17 protein-coding genes and 1 riboswitch are annotated in these 20,070 nt (G+C 68.1%); of the genes, 8 read left to right on the forward strand and 9 right to left on the reverse strand.

The annotated features are described in order from the left end of the window. Positions 1-45: 45 nt before the first annotated feature. Positions 46-1,389, reverse strand: a complete 1,344-nt coding sequence (locus ACUDCK_RS04970) for an aminopeptidase P N-terminal domain-containing protein (protein ID WP_054501773.1) — start codon at positions 1,387-1,389, stop codon at positions 46-48. A 134-nt stretch (positions 1,390-1,523) separates the two neighbouring features. Beyond that, positions 1,524-1,721, forward strand: a riboswitch (yybP-ykoY riboswitch). A gap of 43 nt (positions 1,722-1,764) precedes the next feature. Between ACUDCK_RS04970 and ACUDCK_RS04975 the strand changes: the two genes are divergently transcribed. The 5 genes from ACUDCK_RS04975 (at position 1,765) to ACUDCK_RS04995 (ending at position 8,938) form a co-directional block, all read left to right on the forward strand. Then, positions 1,765-2,769: a sodium:calcium antiporter gene (locus ACUDCK_RS04975; protein WP_054501967.1), complete on the forward strand. Its 1,005-nt coding sequence runs from the start codon at positions 1,765-1,767 to the stop codon at positions 2,767-2,769. A gap of 454 nt (positions 2,770-3,223) precedes the next feature. Further along, positions 3,224-3,556: a hypothetical protein gene (locus ACUDCK_RS04980; protein ID WP_026382636.1), complete on the forward strand. Its 333-nt coding sequence runs from the start codon at positions 3,224-3,226 to the stop codon at positions 3,554-3,556. 420 nt (positions 3,557-3,976) lie between these two features. After that, positions 3,977-6,784 (forward strand): magnesium-translocating P-type ATPase, encoded by a 2,808-nt coding sequence (gene mgtA, locus ACUDCK_RS04985; RefSeq protein WP_175167770.1) that lies wholly within the window; start codon positions 3,977-3,979, stop codon positions 6,782-6,784. 92 nt (positions 6,785-6,876) lie between these two features. After that, positions 6,877-7,983 carry a porin gene (locus ACUDCK_RS04990; protein WP_064523852.1) on the forward strand — a complete coding sequence of 369 codons (1,107 nt, stop codon included), beginning with the start codon at positions 6,877-6,879 and terminating at the stop codon, positions 7,981-7,983. Positions 7,984-8,065: 82 nt separating this feature from the next. Further along, a complete protein-coding gene (locus tag ACUDCK_RS04995; RefSeq protein WP_116793588.1) occupies positions 8,066-8,938 on the forward strand; it encodes a cytochrome c oxidase assembly protein in 873 nt (290 codons plus the stop codon). Between the two features lie 72 nt (positions 8,939-9,010). Here the strand turns inward: ACUDCK_RS04995 and galU are convergent, their stop codons facing one another. Continuing rightward, on the reverse strand, positions 9,011-9,862 hold the full coding sequence (gene galU, locus ACUDCK_RS05000; RefSeq protein ID WP_054501770.1) for a UTP--glucose-1-phosphate uridylyltransferase GalU: 852 nt from the start codon (positions 9,860-9,862) through the stop codon (positions 9,011-9,013). Positions 9,863-9,920: 58 nt separating this feature from the next. Here galU and ACUDCK_RS05005 point away from each other — a divergent pair, with 58 nt between their 5' ends. Beyond that, positions 9,921-11,444, forward strand: a complete 1,524-nt coding sequence (locus ACUDCK_RS05005) for a M48 family metalloprotease (RefSeq protein WP_054501769.1) — start codon at positions 9,921-9,923, stop codon at positions 11,442-11,444. Between the two features lie 33 nt (positions 11,445-11,477). Here ACUDCK_RS05005 and ACUDCK_RS05010 read toward each other — a convergent pair whose 3' ends face one another. The 4 genes from ACUDCK_RS05010 to ACUDCK_RS05025 form a co-directional block, all read right to left on the reverse strand. Continuing rightward, a complete protein-coding gene (locus ACUDCK_RS05010; RefSeq protein WP_054501768.1) occupies positions 11,478-12,578 on the reverse strand; it encodes a YheT family hydrolase in 1,101 nt (366 codons plus the stop codon). A gap of 12 nt (positions 12,579-12,590) precedes the next feature. Next, on the reverse strand, positions 12,591-13,013 hold the full coding sequence (locus ACUDCK_RS05015; protein ID WP_054501767.1) for a YybH family protein: 423 nt from the start codon (positions 13,011-13,013) through the stop codon (positions 12,591-12,593). 34 nt (positions 13,014-13,047) lie between these two features. Next, positions 13,048-13,260: a zinc-finger domain-containing protein gene (locus tag ACUDCK_RS05020; protein ID WP_054432911.1), complete on the reverse strand. Its 213-nt coding sequence runs from the start codon at positions 13,258-13,260 to the stop codon at positions 13,048-13,050. Between the two features lie 79 nt (positions 13,261-13,339). Continuing rightward, positions 13,340-14,260 (reverse strand): branched-chain amino acid transaminase, encoded by a 921-nt coding sequence (locus tag ACUDCK_RS05025; RefSeq protein ID WP_054501766.1) that lies wholly within the window; start codon positions 14,258-14,260, stop codon positions 13,340-13,342. 186 nt (positions 14,261-14,446) lie between these two features. On the opposite strand from ACUDCK_RS05025, the gene ACUDCK_RS05030 reads away from it, so the two are divergent. Both ACUDCK_RS05030 and ACUDCK_RS05035 read left to right on the forward strand, forming a co-directional pair. Beyond that, a complete protein-coding gene (locus ACUDCK_RS05030) occupies positions 14,447-15,196 on the forward strand; it encodes an AzlC family ABC transporter permease (RefSeq protein ID WP_054501765.1) in 750 nt (249 codons plus the stop codon). Then, positions 15,193-15,528 (forward strand): AzlD domain-containing protein, encoded by a 336-nt coding sequence (locus ACUDCK_RS05035; protein ID WP_006393180.1) that lies wholly within the window; start codon positions 15,193-15,195, stop codon positions 15,526-15,528. The genes ACUDCK_RS05030 and ACUDCK_RS05035 overlap by 4 nt, the downstream gene beginning before the upstream one ends. A gap of 6 nt (positions 15,529-15,534) precedes the next feature. Here the strand turns inward: ACUDCK_RS05035 and ACUDCK_RS05040 are convergent, their stop codons facing one another. The 3 genes from ACUDCK_RS05040 to ACUDCK_RS05050 are packed head-to-tail and all read right to left on the reverse strand — an operon-like array spanning position 15,535 to position 20,036. Then, on the reverse strand, positions 15,535-16,701 hold the full coding sequence (locus tag ACUDCK_RS05040) for an FAD-dependent monooxygenase (RefSeq protein WP_175167769.1): 1,167 nt from the start codon (positions 16,699-16,701) through the stop codon (positions 15,535-15,537). Continuing rightward, positions 16,694-17,950, reverse strand: coding sequence for an MFS transporter (locus tag ACUDCK_RS05045; protein ID WP_054501763.1), 1,257 nt, complete (start codon positions 17,948-17,950; stop codon positions 16,694-16,696). The genes ACUDCK_RS05040 and ACUDCK_RS05045 overlap by 8 nt, the downstream gene beginning before the upstream one ends. A gap of 10 nt (positions 17,951-17,960) precedes the next feature. Then, a complete protein-coding gene (locus ACUDCK_RS05050; RefSeq protein ID WP_175167768.1) occupies positions 17,961-20,036 on the reverse strand; it encodes a TonB-dependent receptor in 2,076 nt (691 codons plus the stop codon). Between the last annotated feature and the right edge of the window lie 34 nt (positions 20,037-20,070).

Below are 20,070 nucleotides of genomic sequence, written 5' to 3' on the forward strand. Positions count from 1 at the left end.
TCACGAGCGCGGCCGACGCCATGCCGGCCTGCGCGCGCCGCTCGCTCATTCGCGCATCAGCGCCTCGATCTCGCCGGCCTGCACCGGCACGCCGCGAGTGATCAGCTCGCAGCCCTCGTCCGTCACCAGCGCGTCGTCCTCGGTACGGATGCCGATGTTCCAGTAGGCCTCGGGCACATCGTCGGCCGGACGCACATAGATGCCCGGCTCGATCGTCAGCATCATGCCGGTTTCCAGCTTGCGCCATGGGCGTTCCGCGCCGGCTGCGCCGCCCGGCTGGCGGTAGTCGCCCACATCGTGCACGTCCAGGCCGAGCCAGTGGCCGGTGCGGTGCATGTAGAAACGGCTGTAGTCGCCCGACTCGATCACGCCGTCCAGCGACCCCTTCAGCAGTTTCAGGTCCAGCATGCCCTGGGCCAGCACCCGCACCGCGGCTTCATGGCCGTCGTTCCAGCCGCGGCCGGGCGCGGTTGCCTGGGCCGCGGCCTCCTGCGCCGCCACCGTCAGGTCGTACAGCGCGCGCTGCGGGCCGCTGTAGCGGCCGTTGACCGGAAAGGTGCGGGTGATGTCGCTGGCGTAGCTGTCGACCTCGCAGCCGGCGTCGATCAGCACCAGGTCGCCATCGCGCAGCACCGCCTCGCCGGCAGGGTAGTGCAGCACGCAGGCATTGGCGCCGGCCGCGACGATGCTGTTGTAGGCCACTGCCTGCGCGCCATGGCGGCGGAATTCATACAACAGCTCCGCTTCCAGTTCGTATTCGCGCATGCCGGCGCGCGTTGCTCGCATGGCGCGCGCATGGGCGCCGGCGGAGATCTTGGCCGCCCGCCGCATCGCGGCGATCTCGCTGGGGTCCTTGATCAGCCGCATTTCGGCCAGGATCGGCCGGATGTCCTGTTGCCGCGTGGGAGGCTGATGGCCGCCGCGGCTGGCCTCGCGCGCCGCCGCCAGCCAGCGGTGCAGGCGGCCGTCGGTACGCTTGTCGCCGGCCAGGGGCGCGTACAGGGTGGGCTGGTCCAGCAGCAGTCGGGGCAGCAGTTCGTCGAGCGCGTCCAGCGCGTGCGCGTCGTCGAAGCCGAAATGCTCGGCCGCGGCCTCCGGGCCGAAGCGCCGGCCTTCCCAGATCTCGTGCTCGATATGGCGCGGACGGCAGAACAGCAGCGCGCGGTCGGTGGCGCCCGCGATCAGCACCAGCCAGGCGCCGGGCTCGGTGAAGCCGGTCAGGTAGAAGAAGTCGCTGTCGTGCCGGTAGGGGTACTCGGCGTCGCGGTTGCGGATGGCTTCGGGCGCGGTGGCCAGGACGGCGATGCCGCCGCCATCGGCGCGCATTCGCGCCATCAGGCGCTGGCGGCGGGCGGCGAAGGGAGCGATATCGGTGGGAGGCAGGCTCATGGGCAAGGGGGCGCAAGGCCCGGCGGGAAGCTGTGGTGCCGTTTACTTTACCCGTCGTGCCGCCGATGCGACAGTCTGGCGGCATTCCCGCGCCCGACGCATGGATTCACTGGACTGTCACGGACGGGCTGCTACAATCGCGGCACTGTCATTGGGGAGTAGCCATCCTTTGTCCCCAAAGGAGTTAGCGTCAACAGACTTGGTGGTTCGGTGCCGCGTAGCGGTAGCCAGAACTCCATGGCGCTAACGGTCTCCATGTCGCGGCCCGCCCGCGCATGGATCAGCCAGGCGAGACCTTTGGCCGCGTTGCGTTCACCCTGGCCGGGCGAGCCGCAATGTCGCGCCAATTGGTTTCTGCTCGTCCGGCTCGTCTATATGTTGCTCACCCTTTTCCTGTTTTTCCTGTCTGCGGCGGTGATCTACCTCGCCTGCGAATTCTTCGTCAATGGCGTCGAATGGGTCGGACACCGCTTCCAGCTCGGCGCCACCGCGACCGGCACCGTGCTGGCCGCCTTCGGTACCGCCCTGCCGGAAAGCGCAGTGACCTTCATGGCCGTGGTGTTCGGCGACACGCCCGAACAGAAAGATATCGGCGTTGGCGCAGCCATGGGCGGGCCGCTGGTGCTGGCGACGCTGGCCTACGCCGTGGTCGGCCTGGCCCTGTGGCGTGCGCGTCGCGGCCAGCCCGCGCAAGCCGACTGTATCAACGCGGACCAGCGCCGGCTGGCCCGCGACCAGGCCTGGTTCATGGGCATCTTCGTCTTCAAGGTCGGGCTCGGCCTGCTGGCCTTTGCCTGGAAGCCCTGGCTCGGCATCCTGTTCCTGGCGACGTACGGCCTGTACATCAAGCGCGAACTGAGCAACGACGAAGACTGCATTGACTGCGAAGACCTCGAGCCGCTCAAGCTGCGGCCGCGCGACGACAATCCGTCGATGTTCTGGGCCGCGACCCAGACGCTGCTGGCGCTGGTCGTGATCGCCGGCGCCTCGCACGTGTTCGTCAACCAGATCGAGGTGCTCGGCATTGCCATGGGCGCCTCGCCGCACGTGGCCGCGCTGCTGCTGGCGCCCGTCGCCACCGAACTGCCCGAGATCATGAACGCGCTGATCTGGGTGCGCCAGGGCAAGGAGCGCCTCGCGCTGGCCAACATCTCCGGCGCCATGATGATCCAGGCCACCATCCCCAGCGCGCTCGGCATCTTCCTGACGCCCTGGCTGCTCGACGGCCCGCTGCTGGCCGCCGGCCTGTTCACCATGCTCTCCATCGGCCTGCTGTGGCTGCGCTTCCGTCGCGCCGGCATGAGCGTGCCGGCGCTATCCGCGGTGGGTGGTTTCTACGCCTTGTTCGCGGCCTACCTGGGCTGGCACTTCTACGCCTGACGAGTCGGGAAGGGTTTGAAGGCGCGGGACGCAACCGCCCCGCGCCTTTTTTGCACCGAAGAGGCTTTTTCTGCCCAGAAACCTTGTCCATCAGTGGAAACCCGCGTAAAATCTTGCCCGTTATCCATCCCAGGAGCAGTCTTCGTGAATACCGATTCCGGCGAAAGTAGTCGATCTTGCATCGACGTCGCTGTTTGACAGGACCACGCAGAACTCCATCTGCCGCAGCCTGTTGAGCAGGTTGCGGTTGTATCCCAAGCCCCGGGCTTCTTGCCGGGCAGCAGCGCAAGCCCACGGCTTGCCGGGATTCTCCCCAACGTAAACCGCCAGAACCGCCGCTAGTCGCAGCGCCCGCGTTCGTGCACGCCTTTTTCGTGCCCGCCCGCCATGCGCCGTGTGCCTGCGTGCGCGCGTATGCGCGAAAGCCGCTCCCCATTACGCAATGGAGGCCGCTATGCGTTTCTTCGACTTGTTCCTGCGCCGCGCCGGCGTGGACCGCGCCACCGCCATGGGCCGCCGCCGCGGCACTTCGCGCCTGACGGTCATCTGCCCGCGCGATGAACTGGGCGCCCTGCGCAAGCAGATCTGCCTTGACTTCAGCGCGGCCGGACTCGACGTGTCGCAAGTGCAGATCGACCAGGGCCGCGACCCCGGCATGGCTTCGGCCTGCATCACCGTGAACTGCCCGCCTGAGCTGCGCGGCGAACTGATGTCGCAAGCCCGCCGGCTCAGCGCCAACCCCGCTGTGCGTCACGTGCATTTCGGCGCGCAACCGCTGGCGGCCTGACGCCGCCGTCCGCCAATCCAGGAGAGACCATGCCCAGTGCCTTAGACCCCGAGCCTCGATTGCGCCTTGTGCGCGGCGCCGGCCTGCCTGTCTGACCCGTCCTCTCCCTTGCGAGCCGACTGGCCGGATAGTCACCCGGTCTGTACGGAATCCGCAGCCCTGAACCCCCGGCCAGGCCCGCTCCGCGCGCGCCGGTTCCGCCGGCCCCGGTTCTTCCGCTAGTTTCCCGTTCCGCCTTCCGCACCCGGCGCGCCTCGACGCGATCCGGACACCGGCAACATCGCCCCGGTGCCTGCGCACGCCTGTACGTGGCGGAAACGGCCTGCTTTGCGCGGGCCGCGGCCCCGTGCTGCCCGCGCAAAGGCATGGCGGCGGGCAGCCCGTGTCTTCCAGAACAACACCAATAACTGGAACACTCCGATGTTCAAATTCCTGAAGACCTTCTTTTCCTCCGCGGCCGGGCTGCGGCGATCGGGGCGCCATTTTCGGCGTTCCCCCATGCTGGAGCAGGGCGGCGCGCAACTTGCCACCGCGGCCGATTCTTCTGATGCCGCGCGCCGCGCCAACCGTCGCATGCTCGATGTGGCGCGCATGGATTTCGATGCGCTGTTCTCGATGTTCCGCAGCGGCCGCGGCGGCCTGTCCGAAGTCCAGGCCGATGAGGCCCGCGCGCGCTATGGCGCCAACGAAGTCGACCACGAAAAGCCGCTGACCTGGTACGCCCATCTGTGGCAATCGTTCCGCAACCCCTTCAACCTGCTGCTGACCGGCCTGGCATCGCTGTCGTGGGTCACCGACGTGTACATGGCCGAGCCCGACGACCAGTCCTGGAAGGGCGTCATCATCATCGGCTCGATGGTGGTGATCTCCACACTGTTGCGCTTCGTGCAGGAGCGCCGCTCCAACCGCGCCGCCGAGGCCCTGAAGGCGATGGTGCAGAACACCGCCACGGTGCTGCGCAGCGACGCCGCCGGCATGGGCGAGGGCGATGCGCGGCGCTTCTTCGGCGCCACGCTGCACGCTTCGGGCTCGCGCCAGATCGAGGTGCCGTTGGCCGAACTGGTGCCGGGCGACGTGGTGCTGCTTTCCGCGGGCGACATGATCCCCGCCGACTGCCGCATCCTGAGCGCCAAGGATCTGTTCGTGGCCCAGGCGGCCCTGACTGGCGAATCGCTGCCGGTCGAGAAGTACGCCATGCAGCGCGTCGAGACCGCCAACGCGCTGGAACTCGAGAACATGGCCTTCATGGGGACCAATGTGGTCAGCGGCTCCGGCACCGCCCTGGTGGTGGCCACCGGCGCCGGCACCTACTTCGGCCAGTTGGCCGGGCGCGTGACGCAGACCTCGCGCATGCCGACGCAGTTCCAGCAGGGCATCAACCGGGTCAGTTGGGTGCTGATCCGCTTCATGCTGGTGATGGCGCCCATCGTGCTGCTGATCAACGGCTTCACCAAGGGCGACTGGCTCGAGGCGCTGCTGTTCGCGCTGGCGATCGCGGTCGGCCTGACGCCGGAAATGCTGCCGATGATCGTCACGGCCACGCTGGCCAAGGGCGCGGTGCGGATGTCGCGGCGCAAGGTGGTGGTCAAGCGCCTGGACGCGATCCAGAACCTGGGCGCCATGAACGTGCTTTGCACCGACAAGACCGGCACGCTGACGCAGGACCGCATCGTGCTCGAACGCCACACCGACGTGTATGGCGCCACCAGTGACGACGTGCTGGCCTACGCCTATCTCAACAGCTACTACCAGACCGGCCTGAAGAACCTGCTCGATGTGGCCGTGCTGCGTCACGCCGAGGTGGAGCGCAAGCTGGACCTGGCCGCGCGCTACCGCAAGATCGACGAGATTCCGTTCGATTTCTCGCGCCGCCGCATGTCGGTGGTGGTCAGCGAAACCGAGAACGGCCGCGAGCACCACGAACTGATATGCAAGGGGGCGCTGGAGGAAATGCTCTCCGTCTGCAGCCGCCTGCGGATCGGCAAGGACGTGCATCCGCTGACGGACGCGCGCCGCGCCGACATCCGTCGCGTCACCGCCGACCTGAACCGTGACGGACTGCGCGTGATCGCCGTGGGCGTGCGCGAGCTGCCGCCGACCCAGCAAGCCTATGGCGTGGCCGACGAGGCCGAACTGGTGCTGGTCGGCTACATCGCCTTCCTCGATCCTCCAAAGGAATCCACCGGCCCGGCGCTGGCCGCGCTGCGCGGCTCCGGCATCGAGGTCAAGGTGCTCACGGGCGACGTCGAACTGGTGACGCAGAAGGTCTGCCGCGAAGTCGGCTTCGAGGTCCGCAAGGTCTGCCTGGGCGCCGACATCGAGGCCATGGACGACGACCGGCTGGCCGTGGCGGTGCGCGAGGCCAATGTGTTCGCGCGCCTGACGCCAGCGCACAAGGAGCGCATCGTCCGCATGTTGCGGGCCCAGGGCAACACCGTGGGCTTCATGGGCGACGGCATCAACGACGCGCCGGCCCTGCGCGCCGCCGACGTGGGCATTTCGGTGGACTCGGCGGTGGATATCTCGAAGGAGGCCGCCGATATCATCCTGCTGGAAAAGAGCCTGATGGTGCTGGAGGACGGCGTGATCGAGGGCCGCAAGACCTTCTGCAACATGCTCAAGTACCTGAAGATGACGGCCAGCTCCAATTTCGGCAACGTCTTCTCGGTGCTGGTGGCCAGCGCGTTCCTGCCCTTCCTGCCGATGCTGCCGATCCACCTGTTGTTGCAGAACTTGATGTACGACATCTCGCAGACCGCGATCCCGTTCGACAATGTCGACGAGGAGCTTCTGAAAAAGCCGCAACAGTGGGATCCCGCCGGGCTGGGCCGCTTCATGGTTTTCTTCGGCCCCATCAGCTCCATCTTCGACATCACCACCTACGCGCTCATGTGGTACGTATTCCAGGCCAATGCGCCCGAGCACCAGACGTTGTTCCAGTCCGGCTGGTTCGTCGAAGGGCTGTTGTCGCAGACGCTCATCGTGCATATGATCCGCACACGCAAGATCCCGTTCCTGCAAAGCCGCGCCGCATGGCCATTGATGCTGATGACGGTCATGGTGGTCGGGCTGGGCCTGTTCCTGCCGTTCTCGCCGCTGGCCGAGTACTTCCAGTTGCAGGCGCTGCCGTGGAGCTACTTCCCCTGGCTGGCCGGCATCCTGCTGAGCTACTGCGTGCTGACCCAATTGCTCAAGGGCGTGTGGGTGCGCCGCTACGGCTGGCAATAGTCACTATTGATACACCTGGCGGTGGGCAGGCGCCCGCCGTCGATTCAATACCACCGGCGGTGGCGGTGCCACCCCGGATTCTGGAGATAAGCATGAAAATCTCGACTGTTGCCACGACGCTCGTGGCGGGCGCGGCCAGCCTTCCCCTGACGGTCTGTGCGGCCGGCGATGGCCCGGGCGTCCAGCTCTACGGCGTGGTGGATGCGGGCATCGCCACCACCCACACCTCCGGACAGGGCACCCACAATGGCATCCTCAACGGCGGCCTGACCGATTCCCTCTGGGGCCTGCGCGGCACCGAGGACCTGGGCGACGGCTGGAGCACCCGTTTCCAGCTTGAAAGCGGCTTCGACCCGTCCACCGGCAAGCGCGCCGATGACGACCGACTGTTCAACTACGGCGCCTGGGTCGGGCTGGCCCACGACAGCTACGGCGACCTGCGCCTGGGGCGCCAGTACACCGTCGGCAAGACCTACGGCAATGCGCTGGAGCTGGCCTCCTGGAAGGAGATGGGCATGGGCGCCACCTTCAAGGCCTCGGACAACTACCAGTTCAGCAACCTGGTCAACTACTACACGCCGACCTGGCAGGGCTTCCAGGCGGGCGTCGGCTATTCCTTCGACGCCGACGACGGCGACCGCTTCAAGACCGCGGCCAACAACCGCGCCCTCAGCCTCGGCCTGAAGTACGAGGACGGCCCCTTGCTGGCGGTCGCCACCTGGGACCAACTGCGCCTGGCCGAGCCGGTCGAGGGCAGCAACGGCCGGCCGCAGGCGGTGCAACTGGGCGCCTCCTACGACTTCGAGGTGTTCAAGGTGTCGGCGGGATGGTCGCGCCAGCGCAACGGCTACGTTGGCCTGGACGGCGGCGATCCGGACAACCTGGGCCGGAACCTGGGGCCGGCGGCCTTTGCGCGCGGCGGCACCGTCGACGCCTGGCTGCTGGGCGCCAGCATGCCGGTCGGCCACGGCACGGTGGTGGTGCAGTGGTCGCTGGCGCGTCCCGACTGGAAATGGGAGGATGGTTCGAGCGCGCGCAATGCGCAATTGGTGACATTGGGGTATACGTATGACCTGTCGCCGCGCACCACGCTCTATGCGTTCGCCGGCTACGCGTCCAATTACACCCTGGACAACCAGTTCGACCCTGGCCATTCCCACACGTCGCGCTTCGGTACGGGTATTTCGCACCGGTTCTGAGCCGTACAGGGGGCGGCCGGGTCTACTACAATCGACCCGGCTGCGTGTTACGGCCCGCCACGCCCCCGTCGGCATTTTCCGGATGACCCGCATGGACAGTCTCGAATGGCTCATACCCTGGGAGTTCTCTCCCACGCTGGTGGCCTCCTTCCTGGTGGCCATCGTGCTGTTCGTGCGCGGCCAGCGCGTGCACCACGTGACGGGCGCGCGCCGCGCGCTGTTCTGGCTGGGCATGGTGCTGCTGTATCTGTCCATGCACACGCGCCTGGACTATTACGCCGAGCGCATGTTCTTCATCCACCGCATCCAGCACCTGGTGCTGCATCACCTCGGCCCGCTGCTGGTGATGGCGGCCTTCCCCGGCCAGGTCATGCGCGCCGGGCTGCCGATGTCGTGGCGCATCCGCCTGCGTGATTTCCTGCGCACCGGCGCAGGCCGGGCCACCGTGGCGGTGCTGACCAACAAGATCTTCGTGCCGGCCCTGTTCGTGTTCCTGGTGCTGGTCTGGCTGATTCCGTCGGTGCAGTTCTATTCCATGCTCGACTGGCGGCTGTACCGGCTGATGAACTGGTCCGTGGTCATCAGCGGCTTCATGTACTGGAACCTGATCCTGGACCGCCGTCCCGCCCCGCCGGCCGCGATGACGCCGGGCGGCCGGGTGATCTCGCCGATCCTGACGATGCTGCCGCAGATGGTGGCGGGCGCGGTCATCGCCTTCACAGAAAGCGACATCTATCCCCTGTTCGAATTGTGCGGTCGCGCCATTGCCATGTCCGCGCAGACCGACCAGACGATCGGCGGGCTGACCATGTGGATCCCGGCGGCGCTGGTCGAGGTGATCGGCCTGATGGTGGCCCTCGGGACCCTGATGCGGCTGTCGGCCAAGGGTCGCCTGCGCAAGGCCGACCGCGACGCCATGGCGCGCGCCCGGGGGCGCCGCGCGGCTTCCGCCTGAGCGCCGCTCCAAAAGCGTCGCGAGCGCCGCAGGGGCGCTCGCGTCGGGTCTGGCCGGCGGGCGCCGGCCGCCTTATTGCGGCAGCAGGCCGTGGTACTTCCGGCCCAGCGCCACCGTGGCCTCGAACATGCCGGCCTTGTTGCCACAGTCGTAGCGCGTGCCTTCGTAGCGGTGCGCGTACACGGCGCGCTCGCGCATCAGCGAGGCGATGCCGTCGGTCAACTGGATCTCGTTGCCGGCGCCGCGCTTGGTCGAGCGCAGGTGGTCGAAGATCGCCGCTTCCAGCACGTAGCGGCCCACCACCGCCAGCGTCGACGGCGCATCCGCGGGGTCGGGTTTTTCCACGATGTGGGTCACGCGCTCGGTGCGGCCGTCGGCATGGCTGCTGTCGGCCTGGGCCGCGACGATGCCGTACTTGCGCGTGTCTTCGCGCGGGACATCCTGCACACCCAGCACGCTGGCGCTGCGGGCCACGGCCACATCCACCAGTTGCTTGATGGACGGCGTATCGGCGTCGATCAGGTCGTCGGCCAGCAGCACGGCGAAGGGTTCATCGCCCACGGCCGGGGCGGCCGACAACACGGCATGGCCCAGACCCAGCGGCGCCGATTGGCGGATATAGAGGCAATTGACGTGGGCGGGTAGAATGCCCCGCACCATTGCCAGAAGCTCATGCTTGCCCTTGCTTTCGAGATCGGATTCGAGCTCGGGAGCGGAGTCGAAATGGTCTTCGATGGCGCGCTTGTTGCGGCCGGTAACGAAGATCAGGTCGGTGATGCCGGCGGCGACGGCTTCTTCGACTGCGTACTGGATCAGCGGTTTGTCGACGACGGGAAGCATTTCCTTGGGCATCGCCTTGGTGGCGGGCAGGAAGCGCGTACCCATGCCCGCGACAGGAAAAACGGCTTTACGGACGGGGCGCATTTAAACCTCATAAGGGGCAATCGATGAAACATTTTAAGCGCATCGCTATCATAGGTTCATGAATCGCAGAAAAATGCCATCCATTTGCTCGATTGCGCAGCGGGGCGCGATCGCCGGACTCTGTGTCGCCCTGGCCGCGCCGGCCCTGCCGGTCACGGCCTGGGCCCAGCCCGTGGGCCTGCCCTCGATGGGCGCGGCTTCCTCCGCGGAGCTCTCGCCGATGCTGGAACGCAGCCTGGGCGAGGCGATCATGTCGCAGGGGCGCCGTGACCCGACCTATGTCGATGACCCCGAACTGAGCCAATATCTCACCACCATGGGGCGCAAACTGGCGGCCTTCGCGCCCGGCGCGGTGCCCGAAGTCGAGATGTTCGGCGTGCGCGATCCCGAGATCAACGCCTTCGCCATGCCGGGCGGCTTCATCGGCGTGAACACCGGGCTGATCGTGTCCTCGGGCAGCGAATCGGAACTGGCGGCGGTGCTGGCGCACGAAATCGGCCACGTGGTCCAGCGCCACATCGCGCGCGGCATGACGCAGCAGAGCCAGAACAGCATGGTCATGCTGGCCAGCCTGGCGGGTGCGCTGCTGGCAGCGCTGGCCGGCGGCGGCGGCAACCTGGCGATGGGCGTGGCCGCGTTCGGCCAGGCCGCCGCCATCAACCGCCAGCTGGGTTTTTCGCGCGACGCCGAGCGCGAGGCCGACAGGGCCGGTTTCACCATGCTGACCAAGGCCGGCTACGACGCCGAAGGCATGGCGCAGATGTTCTCGCGCCTGATGAACGCCTCGCGCCTGAACGAAGGGGCGGGCGGCGGCTCCTGGGCCAGCACCCACCCGCTGTCTATCGAGCGGATGTCCGACGTGCAGAACCGCGTGCGCTCGCTGCCGCCCTCGCGACACGTCGACAGCGACGATTTCTGGTACGTGCGCGCCAAGATGCGCGTGGTGCAGGGCCGCGACGCGGTCAGCCTGCGTTCGGCCACGCAGCAACTGCAGGACGAGGCCCAGGCCCTGTCCGGGGTGCGCCGCTCCGCCGCCTACTACGGGCTGGCGTTGCAGGCGTTCCAGCGCAACAACCTGGACGAGGCCGAGCGCCAGTTGGGCCTGGCCGCGGCCGACGGGCGCGAGTCGGCGCAGATGGCCAGGCTCTCCGTCGACATCGCGCTGGCGCGCAAGGACAACCGGCGCGCGCTGGACCTGGCGCAGGCCGCCACCAAGCGCTGGCCCGAACAGCGCGCGCTGGGCATCGCCTACGCCTCGGCGTTGCAGAGCAACGGCCGCCATGCCGAGGCCCAGGACTACCTGCGGGCCAAGATCAAGCAGTGGGGCAGCGACGAGCCCAGCCTCTACCAGATGCTGGCGCACAGCGAGGAGCGCACCGGCAAGCCGGTGCAGGCGCGCCGCGACCTGGCGCGTTATTACGTCCTGACCGGCGCCTTCGCGGCGGCGGAATCACAGTTGCAGCAGGCGCGCGGCATGTCGAGCGATTTCTACGAGCAATCGCAAATCGACGTGCAGATCAAGGAAGTCAAGGACAAGCTGGCCGAAGAACGCCAACTGCTGGAACGCTTCAAGTCGGGCTGACGCCGTGGACGGGCCGCCGACGCCTTCCGGCGCCTACAGCCCGGTCTCGAAGAAGCGCCCGAGCCGTTGCGGCAGCCAGCCCAAATGGGCCGGAAAGGCGCCGGTCGGAAAGCCGGCGTGGCCGCCATCGGCGGGCTGGTGCAGCAGGATGGTGGGCGAGCACTCGTCCGGCTTGGGCAGCGCGCTGGCCGGAATGAACGGATCGTTCAGCGCATTCAGCACCAGCGTGGGCACCGAGATGCGCGGCAGCCACGGCTTGCTGGACGCCCGCGTCCAGTAGTCCAGCGCATTGCGGAACCCGTGCATCGGCGCGGTGTAGGCGTCGTCGAAGTCGCGCAGGTCACGCGCGTGGGCGATGCGCATCACGTCAATGGCGCCGGGGTAGCGATGGGCCTTCTCCAGCACCTTGTGCTTGAGGGTCTTGAGGAAGTGGCCCGTGTACACCTTGCGGTTGAAGAACCCCGTGGACAACGTCTTGCCGCAGGCCACCAAGTCCAGCGGCACCGAGACGCCCGCGCAGGCGGTCAGCCAGCCGGTGTCCTCCTGGTGCTCGCCCAGGTATTTCAGCAGCGCATTGCCGCCCAGCGATACGCCAACGGCGTGCCAGCGCGCATGCGGGATGCGGTTGCGTACCGTGTTCAGCAGGAAGCCGACCTCGGCTGAATCACCCGAGTAGTAAGCCCGCGCCAGGCGGTTGGGCACGCCGGAGCAACCGCGAAAGTGCGCGATGACCACGATCCAGCCGCGCGCCCGGAAATGGTGCGCGATGGATTGCGCATAGCGGCTGTTGCTGCCGCCCTCCAGGCCGTGGAACAGCAGCAGCGCGGGCGTGTCGGCCGTCTGCGGCAGCGACTTCCAGTCGGCGTCGGTCATCCAGCGCGCGGCGGCGGTCTTGCCGTTGGCCACGGGCTGTTGACCGCTCACGGGCGCGCCGTTGGCGGCCTTGTGCGGGAACAGCCCCGGCCCGGTCCAGTCGAAGTCGACGAAATCCGTGTCGGGCGTCTCCACCCGGTCGCGCACGAAGGCGATGCGGTGGTACTGCGCGAACAGCGCGGCGTACACCGTCTGGGCATCGCCTCCGGGCAGCCAGGACGGAACAGGGCAGGGCGTTGTGTCGAAACGTGCAGCAGCCAAAGTCGACCCGGATCAGTGCAGCATGTCGGGCACGTCGTGCAAGTCGAGCACCCCGGCTTCAGTGGGCGCCGACGAGGCGTGGTGCATGACCATGCGCCAGCCCGTGGGGCCCTTGTGATAGATGTTGGTGGCGTAGCAGTTGGCGAACTGCGTGCCTTCCCGTGTGCGCACCGCGACCTGCTCGACCAGCACGTGCACCGCGCACATCATGCTCAGCATGACCAGCGGGCGCAGCGGCCGGATGTGCAGGGGACCGTTCGCCAGCACGTGTTGCCAGGACTCGTGCACAGCCGAGTGGCCGACGACGCGCAGGCCTCCCGGGTGGATGCAGACGACTTCCTCGTCGTCCGCCCACACTTGCATCAGGCGGACGGTGTCCCCCTGCTCAAGGGCTTCGTAGAACGCGTGTTCTGCTTCTTCGGGCGTGGCGAACATGATGGCGGGGCGGATGGCTGTTGAGCGGCGATTCTCAGTGGTGGCCGTGCAGCACGGTGCCGGGCTTGAGCTTGTACTCGGCGCCGCAGTAGGCGCAGCGCGCCGAGCCGTTGCGGGCGACGTCCAGGAATACGCGCGGGTGCATGCTCCACAGCGGGGCCTTCGGACCCGGACAGAACACAGGCAGGTCTTCGGCGCCGACTTCGATGACTTCGTGGGGGGCGGCGGCCGGGGCAGCGGCGGTCATGGAATTTCCTGAATAAAAAATACCGGTAAATCGGTAGGTTGGGGCAGTAATGTCACCCTGTTGGGCAGGGCGGCGTGGATCAGACTTTGCTCAGCCAGTGATGGTACTTCGGGTTGCGGCCATTCACCATGTCAAAAAACGCTTTCTGCAGCTTCTCGGTGATGGGGCCGCGCCGGCCCGAGCCGATCTGGCGGTTGTCGACCTCGCGGATCGGCGTGACTTCGGCGGCGGTGCCGGTGAAGAAGGCCTCGTCGGCGATATAGACGTCGTCCCGGGTCAGCCGCTTGGTCACCACGCGCAGGCCGAAATCGGCCGCCAGGGCGTGGATGGTGGAACGGGTGATGCCGGTCAGGGCGGAGGCGATCTCGGGTTCGCACAGCACGCCGTCCTTGACCAGGAAGAGGTTTTCGCCGGAGCCTTCGGCCACGAAGCCTTCGGTGTCCAGCAGCAGGGCCTCGTCGTAGCCGTCCTGCAGGGCCTCGGTGTTGGCCAGGATCGAGTTGGCGTAGGTGGTGGCAACCTTGGCGCGCGGCATGGTTACGTTGACGTGCTGGCGGGCGAACGACGACACCTTAACCCGGATGCCCTGCGACAGGGCCTCTTCACCCAGATAGGCGCCCCAGGGCCAGGCGGCGATCGCCACGTGCACCTTGGCTCCCTTGGGCGACACGCCCATCTTTTCGGGGCCGTAGAACACCAGCGGGCGCAGGTAGCAGGATTCGAGCTGGTTCTCGCGCACCACCATTCGCTGGGCCTCGTTGATCGTGTCGCGATCGAACGGCATGGGAATCTGGTAGATGTGCGCCGAGTTGAACAGGCGGTTGGTGTGGTCTTCGAGGCGGAAGATGGCGGTGCCGATCTCGGAGCGGTAGGCGCGCACGCCTTCGAATACCGACAGGCCATAGTGCAGGGAGTGCGTCAGGACGTGCGTGGTCGCGTCGCGCCAGGGCACGAGCTTGCCGTCATACCAGATGAAGCCATCGCGGTCAGCCATCGACATGGTCTGCTCCCTCAATAAACCTGAGGGCCGTATTGTATCAAGCGACGAGGTTACAATAATGGTCCATTCGTGCACCGGCACGGTGCCTGCGGGAGTCCGCAGGCCCGGCGGGCGAGCAGCTTGTCGTGCGGTTCCTTCCCCACAGAGTGTCCATGTCGTTCCGTTCGAATCCCCAGGGGCTCGCCGTTGTCCTCTGAGTCAGCGTTTCCCGAAACCGAAGACCCCCGGGAGGTCCGTCAGGAGCGCGTGGCCGCCTTCCGCGCCGGCGTGCATGCCATCGTGCCCGCCCTCATCGCCACGGCGACGTGGGGCCTGGTGACCGGCGTGGCCATGGTCAAGTCGGGCCTGACCGAGTCCATGGCGCTGGCGATGACCCTGTTGCTGTACGCCGGATCGGCCCAGCTCACGTCCCTGCCGCTGATCGCCACCGGTGCGCCGTTGTGGCTGATCTTCGCCGCCGGCTGCGTGGTCAACCTGCGCTTCCTGATCTTCGGCGCGGCGTTGCAACCCTATTTCCGCCACTTGTCCTGGCCCAAGCGCCTGGGGCTGGGCTATTTCACCACCGACATGGGCTTCGTGTTGTTCATGCCGCGCTTCGGCGATGCCGCCGAGCGTGGCACCCGTGAACAGCTCTGGTACTTCATCGGCACCATTGCCCCGGGCTGGTTCGTCTGGCAGACCTCGTCGATCGTCGGCATCTACCTGGGTACCATGGTGCCCACCGGCTGGTCGCTGGATTTCGCGGCGGTGCTGGCGCTGCTGGCCATCACGGTGCCGCTGGCCAATTCCAAGCCCATGCTGGTCTCGATGCTGGCCGCGGGCGTGGTCGCCTGGACCGGCCAGGTGCTGCCGCTGCGGCTGGGCCTGGCGGCGGCGGTCATCGCCGGCGTGGTGGCCGGCATGTGGGCCGAACGCTTCTTCAAGGCGCGCGCATGACCCTCTGGCCTTCCGAAATCTATGTCTACTCCGCCATTCTGCTGCTGGCGTTGTGCAGCGTGCTGACGCGCGCCGGCTTCATGCTGTTCGGCGACTATATTCCGCTGCCCGATGGCGTGCGGCGCGCCCTGCGCTATGCGCCGGCCGCCGCGCTCACCGCCATCGTGGTGCCCGATCTGCTGCCCTGGAAGGCGGGGCTGGGCCCCATTTTTGACTACAAGCTGGTGGCGGGCATCGTGGCCATCCTGGTCTTTCTGCGCACCCGCAGCGCCGTGCTGGTCATCGTGGTCGGCATGCTGGTGCTGTGGGGCCTGCGCTGGCTGGCGGGTTGAGGCCGGTCAGCCCAGCGCGGCGGCCGCTTCCATTTCGGACTTCAGGCCACTGAGGAAATAGCGCTTCAGGATCAGCCTGGGCAGCAGCCGCAGGGCCGTATTGCGCAGGCCGAAAGCGAATGCCGAGGTCGGCACGTAGACGGGCGCCAGTTTGCGGCTGCGCTGCTGCAGGCTGTTGATCACGGGCCGCAGCCGCCGTTCGTGGGCCGCCAGCGCCTCTTCAAGCGGCAGCCGGCCCAGTTCCTGGGCCAGCACGTAAGCGCCAGCCAATGCCATCCCCGCGCCTTGCCCAGAAATAAGGGACAGACTGTGCGCGGCGTCACCCGCCAGCAGGATGCGGCCCCGATGCCAACAGGGCACCTCGACCAGCGCCAGGTCGTCCATGACGATGGGGGTGTCCTGCGCCAGCATGGCCAGTTGCCGGCCGACTTCCGCGTGCGTGCCGCGGGACAGTTCGCGCAGCAGGCCAAGCCGCTGCGGCGCCTCGACCCAGCCGTGTTCATGGCTGCGCCAGACGTGCAAGGCCGCTTTGCGGCCGCCGCCGAGCCCGTGGTATTCCACCTGGTGGCCGGGCGCCGCGTAGGACACGAAGTCCCGCGCCATGCCGGTGTCGTCCTCGGTGTCGTAGGCGGCGTAGCGATAGCCCAGCGTGGACAGCGGGAGATCGTCGGCGCCGAACACCTGGGCGCGCAGCGCCGAGCGCACGCCGTCCGCTCCGATCAGGAGGGCGGCGCGCAATTGGCTGCCGTCCGACAGCGTGATGTCGACGCCGCCGAGGTCCTGGGCACAGTGGGCGACAGTGGTCGCCAGGCGGATCTCGGCGTGATCGCGCACCGCCTCATGCAGGACCTGCACCAGGTCCGTGCGGCGCAAGGTGATCCAGTCCAGATCCTTCAACAATTCGCGATAGCGGATCCGCATGACTTCGCGGCCCCGGCGATCGCGGTAGATGTTTTCGCCGATCTCGCGCTCCACCGCGCGCAGCGCCGGTACCAGGTCCATGCGGCGCGCGGTCAGCAGGCCCGGGCCGGACAGGCCCATCATGTAGCCGCCGTCGCGCAGATGCGCGGCGCGTTCCGCGATGACGGCGCGCCAGCCGTGCCGCGTCAGCCACCAGGCGCAGGCCAGCCCGGCAATACCGGCGCCGGCGATAACCACGGTGCGTTCAGACATGTTCGTTCTCCGGGGAAAAAGGCGGCGCCAGGCGCCGCATCAGGGCAGGGAGGGCGAGCACCCCGGCAGCGCCGAAGGCCGCCGCCGCGCCGAAGCAGACGCCATAGCCCCAGTGCTGCGCCAGCCAGCCGGCGGCCACGCCGCCGATCGTGGCGATCATGGCGTCCGCGCACTGGAACAGGGTGAAGTCGACGCCGGCCTGCGCTGGCGAGGCCCGGCCCATGAGGAACGCGTACAAGGCCACGAAGCCGGTTGCCGCCGTCGCCGCTTTCAGCAACGCCAGCGCCACCAGCCACTGCGTGCCGGCATGCGGCAGCCAGGATGACGCCAGCACGGCGGCCAGGAAGATGGCCAGCGCCGTGGTCTGCAGGGCCAGGGCCACGACTACCGCCCGCGCCGCCGCGAGGCGCTGCAGGATCAAGGCGCCGAGCAGGGTGCCGGCCAGGCCCGCCACGACCGCGCCGGCGCCATTGATCCAGCCCACCGACGCCAGCGGCACGCCGCGGTCGAGCAGCAGCAGGGGCGTCATGCCATAAGCCAGCCGGGAGCCGGCCTGGAACACGATCGTGATGATCAGGCCCAGGCGCACGTCGCGACGGCCCAGCGCATGCGCCAGGCTGGGACGGTGCGCGGACGGGTGGGCCGCGCGCGCCGGCTCGCGCACCAGCGCGAATGGCAGCGTCAACAGCAGGACAAGTCCGCCCATGGTGGCCGCCGCCACGCGCCAGCCGTGGCTGCCTGCCAGGACGACGAACAGCCCGGCGCCCAGGAACATGCCCAGGTAGCTGGAGCCGACCTGGGTGGCGTTGCCCCAGCCGCGCCGGTTCTCTGCCAACTGTTCGACGGCGAACGCGTCGCCGGCGATGTCCACCGTGGCCGCGGTCAATGAGATCAGGCCCAGGATGGCCAGCAGCACGGGCATGGAGGGCTGGCCCAGGCCCGCCAGCAGGAACAGCAGCGCGGCCAGCAACCATTGCCCGGGCAGCACGATGCGGCGGGTGCGCCGCTCGGCCTGCCCCGCCGGCAGCCGGTAGCGTTCGATCCAGGGGGACCACAGGAACTTCAATGCCCAAGGCAGGAACGCCAGGTTGGCCAGGCCGATCTGGGCCAGCGGCGCGCCGCCGTCGCGCAGCAGCGCGGGCACGCCCTGGAAGGCGATGCCGCTCACCAGGCTCTGGGCCATGCAGATGCCGCCGATGGCGGCGATCACCTGCGCCGTCGGCAGGCGCGCGGGCACGTCTGGGCGCATGAAGCCGATCCTAGTATTCGAAGGCGAGGTTCAGGCCGACCGTCCGGCCCGGGTCGAGCTGGGCGAAGTTGCCCATCGGCCCGCCGGCGAAGGCGAAGGCGCGGTAGCGCTTGTCGGTGAGGTTGTTGGCATACAGCGTCGCCTCGACCTGCGGTCGGATGCGCCAGGCCAGGCTGAGGTCGACCAGCGTGTAGGCGTCCTGGCGCAGGGTGTTGGCGATATCGAAGAACTGCGCGCCGATGCGCCGCACGGCCAGGGTCGGGGACAGCCGCCCGATGCCTGTGTCGAAGCGGCCGCGGGCGCTGGCGGTCAGGCCGTAGCCCGGCGAGAACGGCACCCGGTTGCCGTCGCAGCCCTGGCAGGCGGAGGCATCGCTGAAGCTGCGGAACGTGGTGTGGTTGACGAAGCCGTCCAGGCCCAGCGTCCACTGCGCCGAGACGTCCCAACCCAGGTCGAACTCGACGCCCGTGGCGCGGGTATTGCCGACGTTCTGCAGGTGCTGCTGCCCCAATCCGCCGACGTAGAGTTGCGCGTCGCGGATGTCGGTGCGGTAGACGGCGGCGCCCAGGCGCAGCGTGTCGCCGTCATGGCGCGTGCCGACCTCGTAGCTCAGGCCTTTTTCCCTGCCATAGGGGCGGGCATCGCTGGGGTTGGATGGCGCCAGGTTGTAGCCGCCTGGCTTGTAGCCCTGCGCGGCGTTGGCGTACACGCGCCACTCGGGCGACAGCCGGTAGCCGATCGACAGTTTGCCGAGCACGCTATTGCCCGCACTGGCGCCCGAACCGCCGAACGGCGTCTGGCCGAAGGTGGAGAAATCCAGCGTCTGGCCGTCATAGCGCGTGGCGGCCTTGTCGCGGGAATAGCGCAGGCCGGCCGACAGGTCGAGCGCGTCGGTGGCGTGCCAGGTGGCGTCGGCATAGGCGGCGAGCGATTCGCTGGTGTTGCGCGAGTCGGACTGGTGCGTGTCCAGCGGCATCGGCCCCTGCATCTGGTTGAACACCGCGCGCGATTGGGTGACGCGCTGGCGATACAGGCCCAACACGCCGTCGACGGCGCGCTTGCCGGTGGTGGACAGGCGCAGCTCCTGCACCTGCTGGCGCCAACGCTCGGGCTGACTGGTGTAGCTGGGGCCGATGGGGTAGTGGCGGTCGTAGTGCAGGGCCTGCCAGGCCGCCACCGCGTTCAAGCGCCAGCCGTCGAAGTCGTAGCGGCCGGTCAGCGACTGGCTGTTGCCGCAGCGCTTCTGGTAGAAATCCGCCAGCGACGCCGGCATTCCCGGCGCAGTGGGCGCGTGGCTGGCATGGAGATCGTCGAACGGGACGTAGGCGTCCTGGCTGGCGCGGGTGCATTCGCCGCTGACGGCCAGGCCCAGTTCCCACGGACTGCCGGCGGGCGCCAGCCGCAGCCGCGCGGCGCCCGCATTGGCCGAGGCCCCGCCGACGTGGCTGGCGCCGGTGGCGGCGTTGTCCAGCCGGCCGGGCGCGTCGTTCGCCACGGCGGTGACCGACCCGTACAGCAGGTTGTCGACCAGCGGCCCGCCGCCGCTGGCCTTGAACAGGTACCCGTCCCGGCTGGCGACGCCGGCGCTGGCGCGGAAATAGGGTTCGTCGCCCGGTTGCCGCGACACGATGTCGAGGACGCCGCCCATGGCGCTCTTGCCGTAGAGCGTGCCCTGGGGGCCCTTCAGCAGCTCGATGCGGTCGACGTCGGTCAGCAGTTGCGAGGTGAACGTCGGCAATTGCGGCACGCCGTCCACGTAGACCGTCAGGGCGGGGTTGTAGAAGTCCTGCGCGGAAGTGATGCCGCGTACCGAGATCACCGGGTACAGGAACGAGCCGCTGCTGGACATCTGCACGCCGGGCAGCACGCGCGACAACTGCATGGTGTTGTCGACCTGCGCGGCCTGCAGCGCCTCGGCCGGCACGACGACCACGGCGCCGTTGACGTCGCGCAGCGATTGTTCCTGCTTGCTGGCGGTGACGGTGATGGGAGCGAGCTCGCTGACGGACTGTGCCGCGGCGGGCGCCGCGAAGGCGCACAAGGCGGCCGCCAGGGCGGTGTGTCGGAAAGGGAACGCAGTCGTCATGGTGTCGGCCCGGGCTTTCGGTAGAATCATTAAT

Source organism: Achromobacter sp. CF-sbj1-Ac2-l, assembly GCF_052698165.1.

Excerpts from the sequence above, each read along its gene's own strand:
- ACUDCK_RS04970 (WP_054501773.1), bottom strand. The coding sequence starts at position 1,389 with ATGAGCCTGCCTCCCACCGATATCGCTCCCTTCGCCGCCCGCCGCCAG.
- ACUDCK_RS04975 (WP_054501967.1), top strand. The coding sequence starts at position 1,765 with ATGTTGCTCACCCTTTTCCTGTTTTTCCTGTCTGCGGCGGTGATCTAC.
- ACUDCK_RS04980 (WP_026382636.1), top strand. The coding sequence starts at position 3,224 with ATGCGTTTCTTCGACTTGTTCCTGCGCCGCGCCGGCGTGGACCGCGCC.
- mgtA (WP_175167770.1), top strand. The coding sequence starts at position 3,977 with ATGTTCAAATTCCTGAAGACCTTCTTTTCCTCCGCGGCCGGGCTGCGG.
- ACUDCK_RS04990 (WP_064523852.1), top strand. The coding sequence starts at position 6,877 with ATGAAAATCTCGACTGTTGCCACGACGCTCGTGGCGGGCGCGGCCAGC.
- ACUDCK_RS04995 (WP_116793588.1), top strand. The coding sequence starts at position 8,066 with ATGACCCGCATGGACAGTCTCGAATGGCTCATACCCTGGGAGTTCTCT.
- galU (WP_054501770.1), bottom strand. The coding sequence starts at position 9,862 with ATGCGCCCCGTCCGTAAAGCCGTTTTTCCTGTCGCGGGCATGGGTACG.
- ACUDCK_RS05005 (WP_054501769.1), top strand. The coding sequence starts at position 9,921 with ATGAATCGCAGAAAAATGCCATCCATTTGCTCGATTGCGCAGCGGGGC.
- ACUDCK_RS05015 (WP_054501767.1), bottom strand. The coding sequence starts at position 13,013 with ATGTTCGCCACGCCCGAAGAAGCAGAACACGCGTTCTACGAAGCCCTT.
- ACUDCK_RS05020 (WP_054432911.1), bottom strand. The coding sequence starts at position 13,260 with ATGACCGCCGCTGCCCCGGCCGCCGCCCCCCACGAAGTCATCGAAGTC.
- ACUDCK_RS05025 (WP_054501766.1), bottom strand. The coding sequence starts at position 14,260 with ATGTCGATGGCTGACCGCGATGGCTTCATCTGGTATGACGGCAAGCTC.
- ACUDCK_RS05035 (WP_006393180.1), top strand. The coding sequence starts at position 15,193 with ATGACCCTCTGGCCTTCCGAAATCTATGTCTACTCCGCCATTCTGCTG.
- ACUDCK_RS05040 (WP_175167769.1), bottom strand. The coding sequence starts at position 16,701 with ATGTCTGAACGCACCGTGGTTATCGCCGGCGCCGGTATTGCCGGGCTG.
- ACUDCK_RS05045 (WP_054501763.1), bottom strand. The coding sequence starts at position 17,950 with ATGCGCCCAGACGTGCCCGCGCGCCTGCCGACGGCGCAGGTGATCGCC.
- ACUDCK_RS05050 (WP_175167768.1), bottom strand. The coding sequence starts at position 20,036 with ATGACGACTGCGTTCCCTTTCCGACACACCGCCCTGGCGGCCGCCTTG.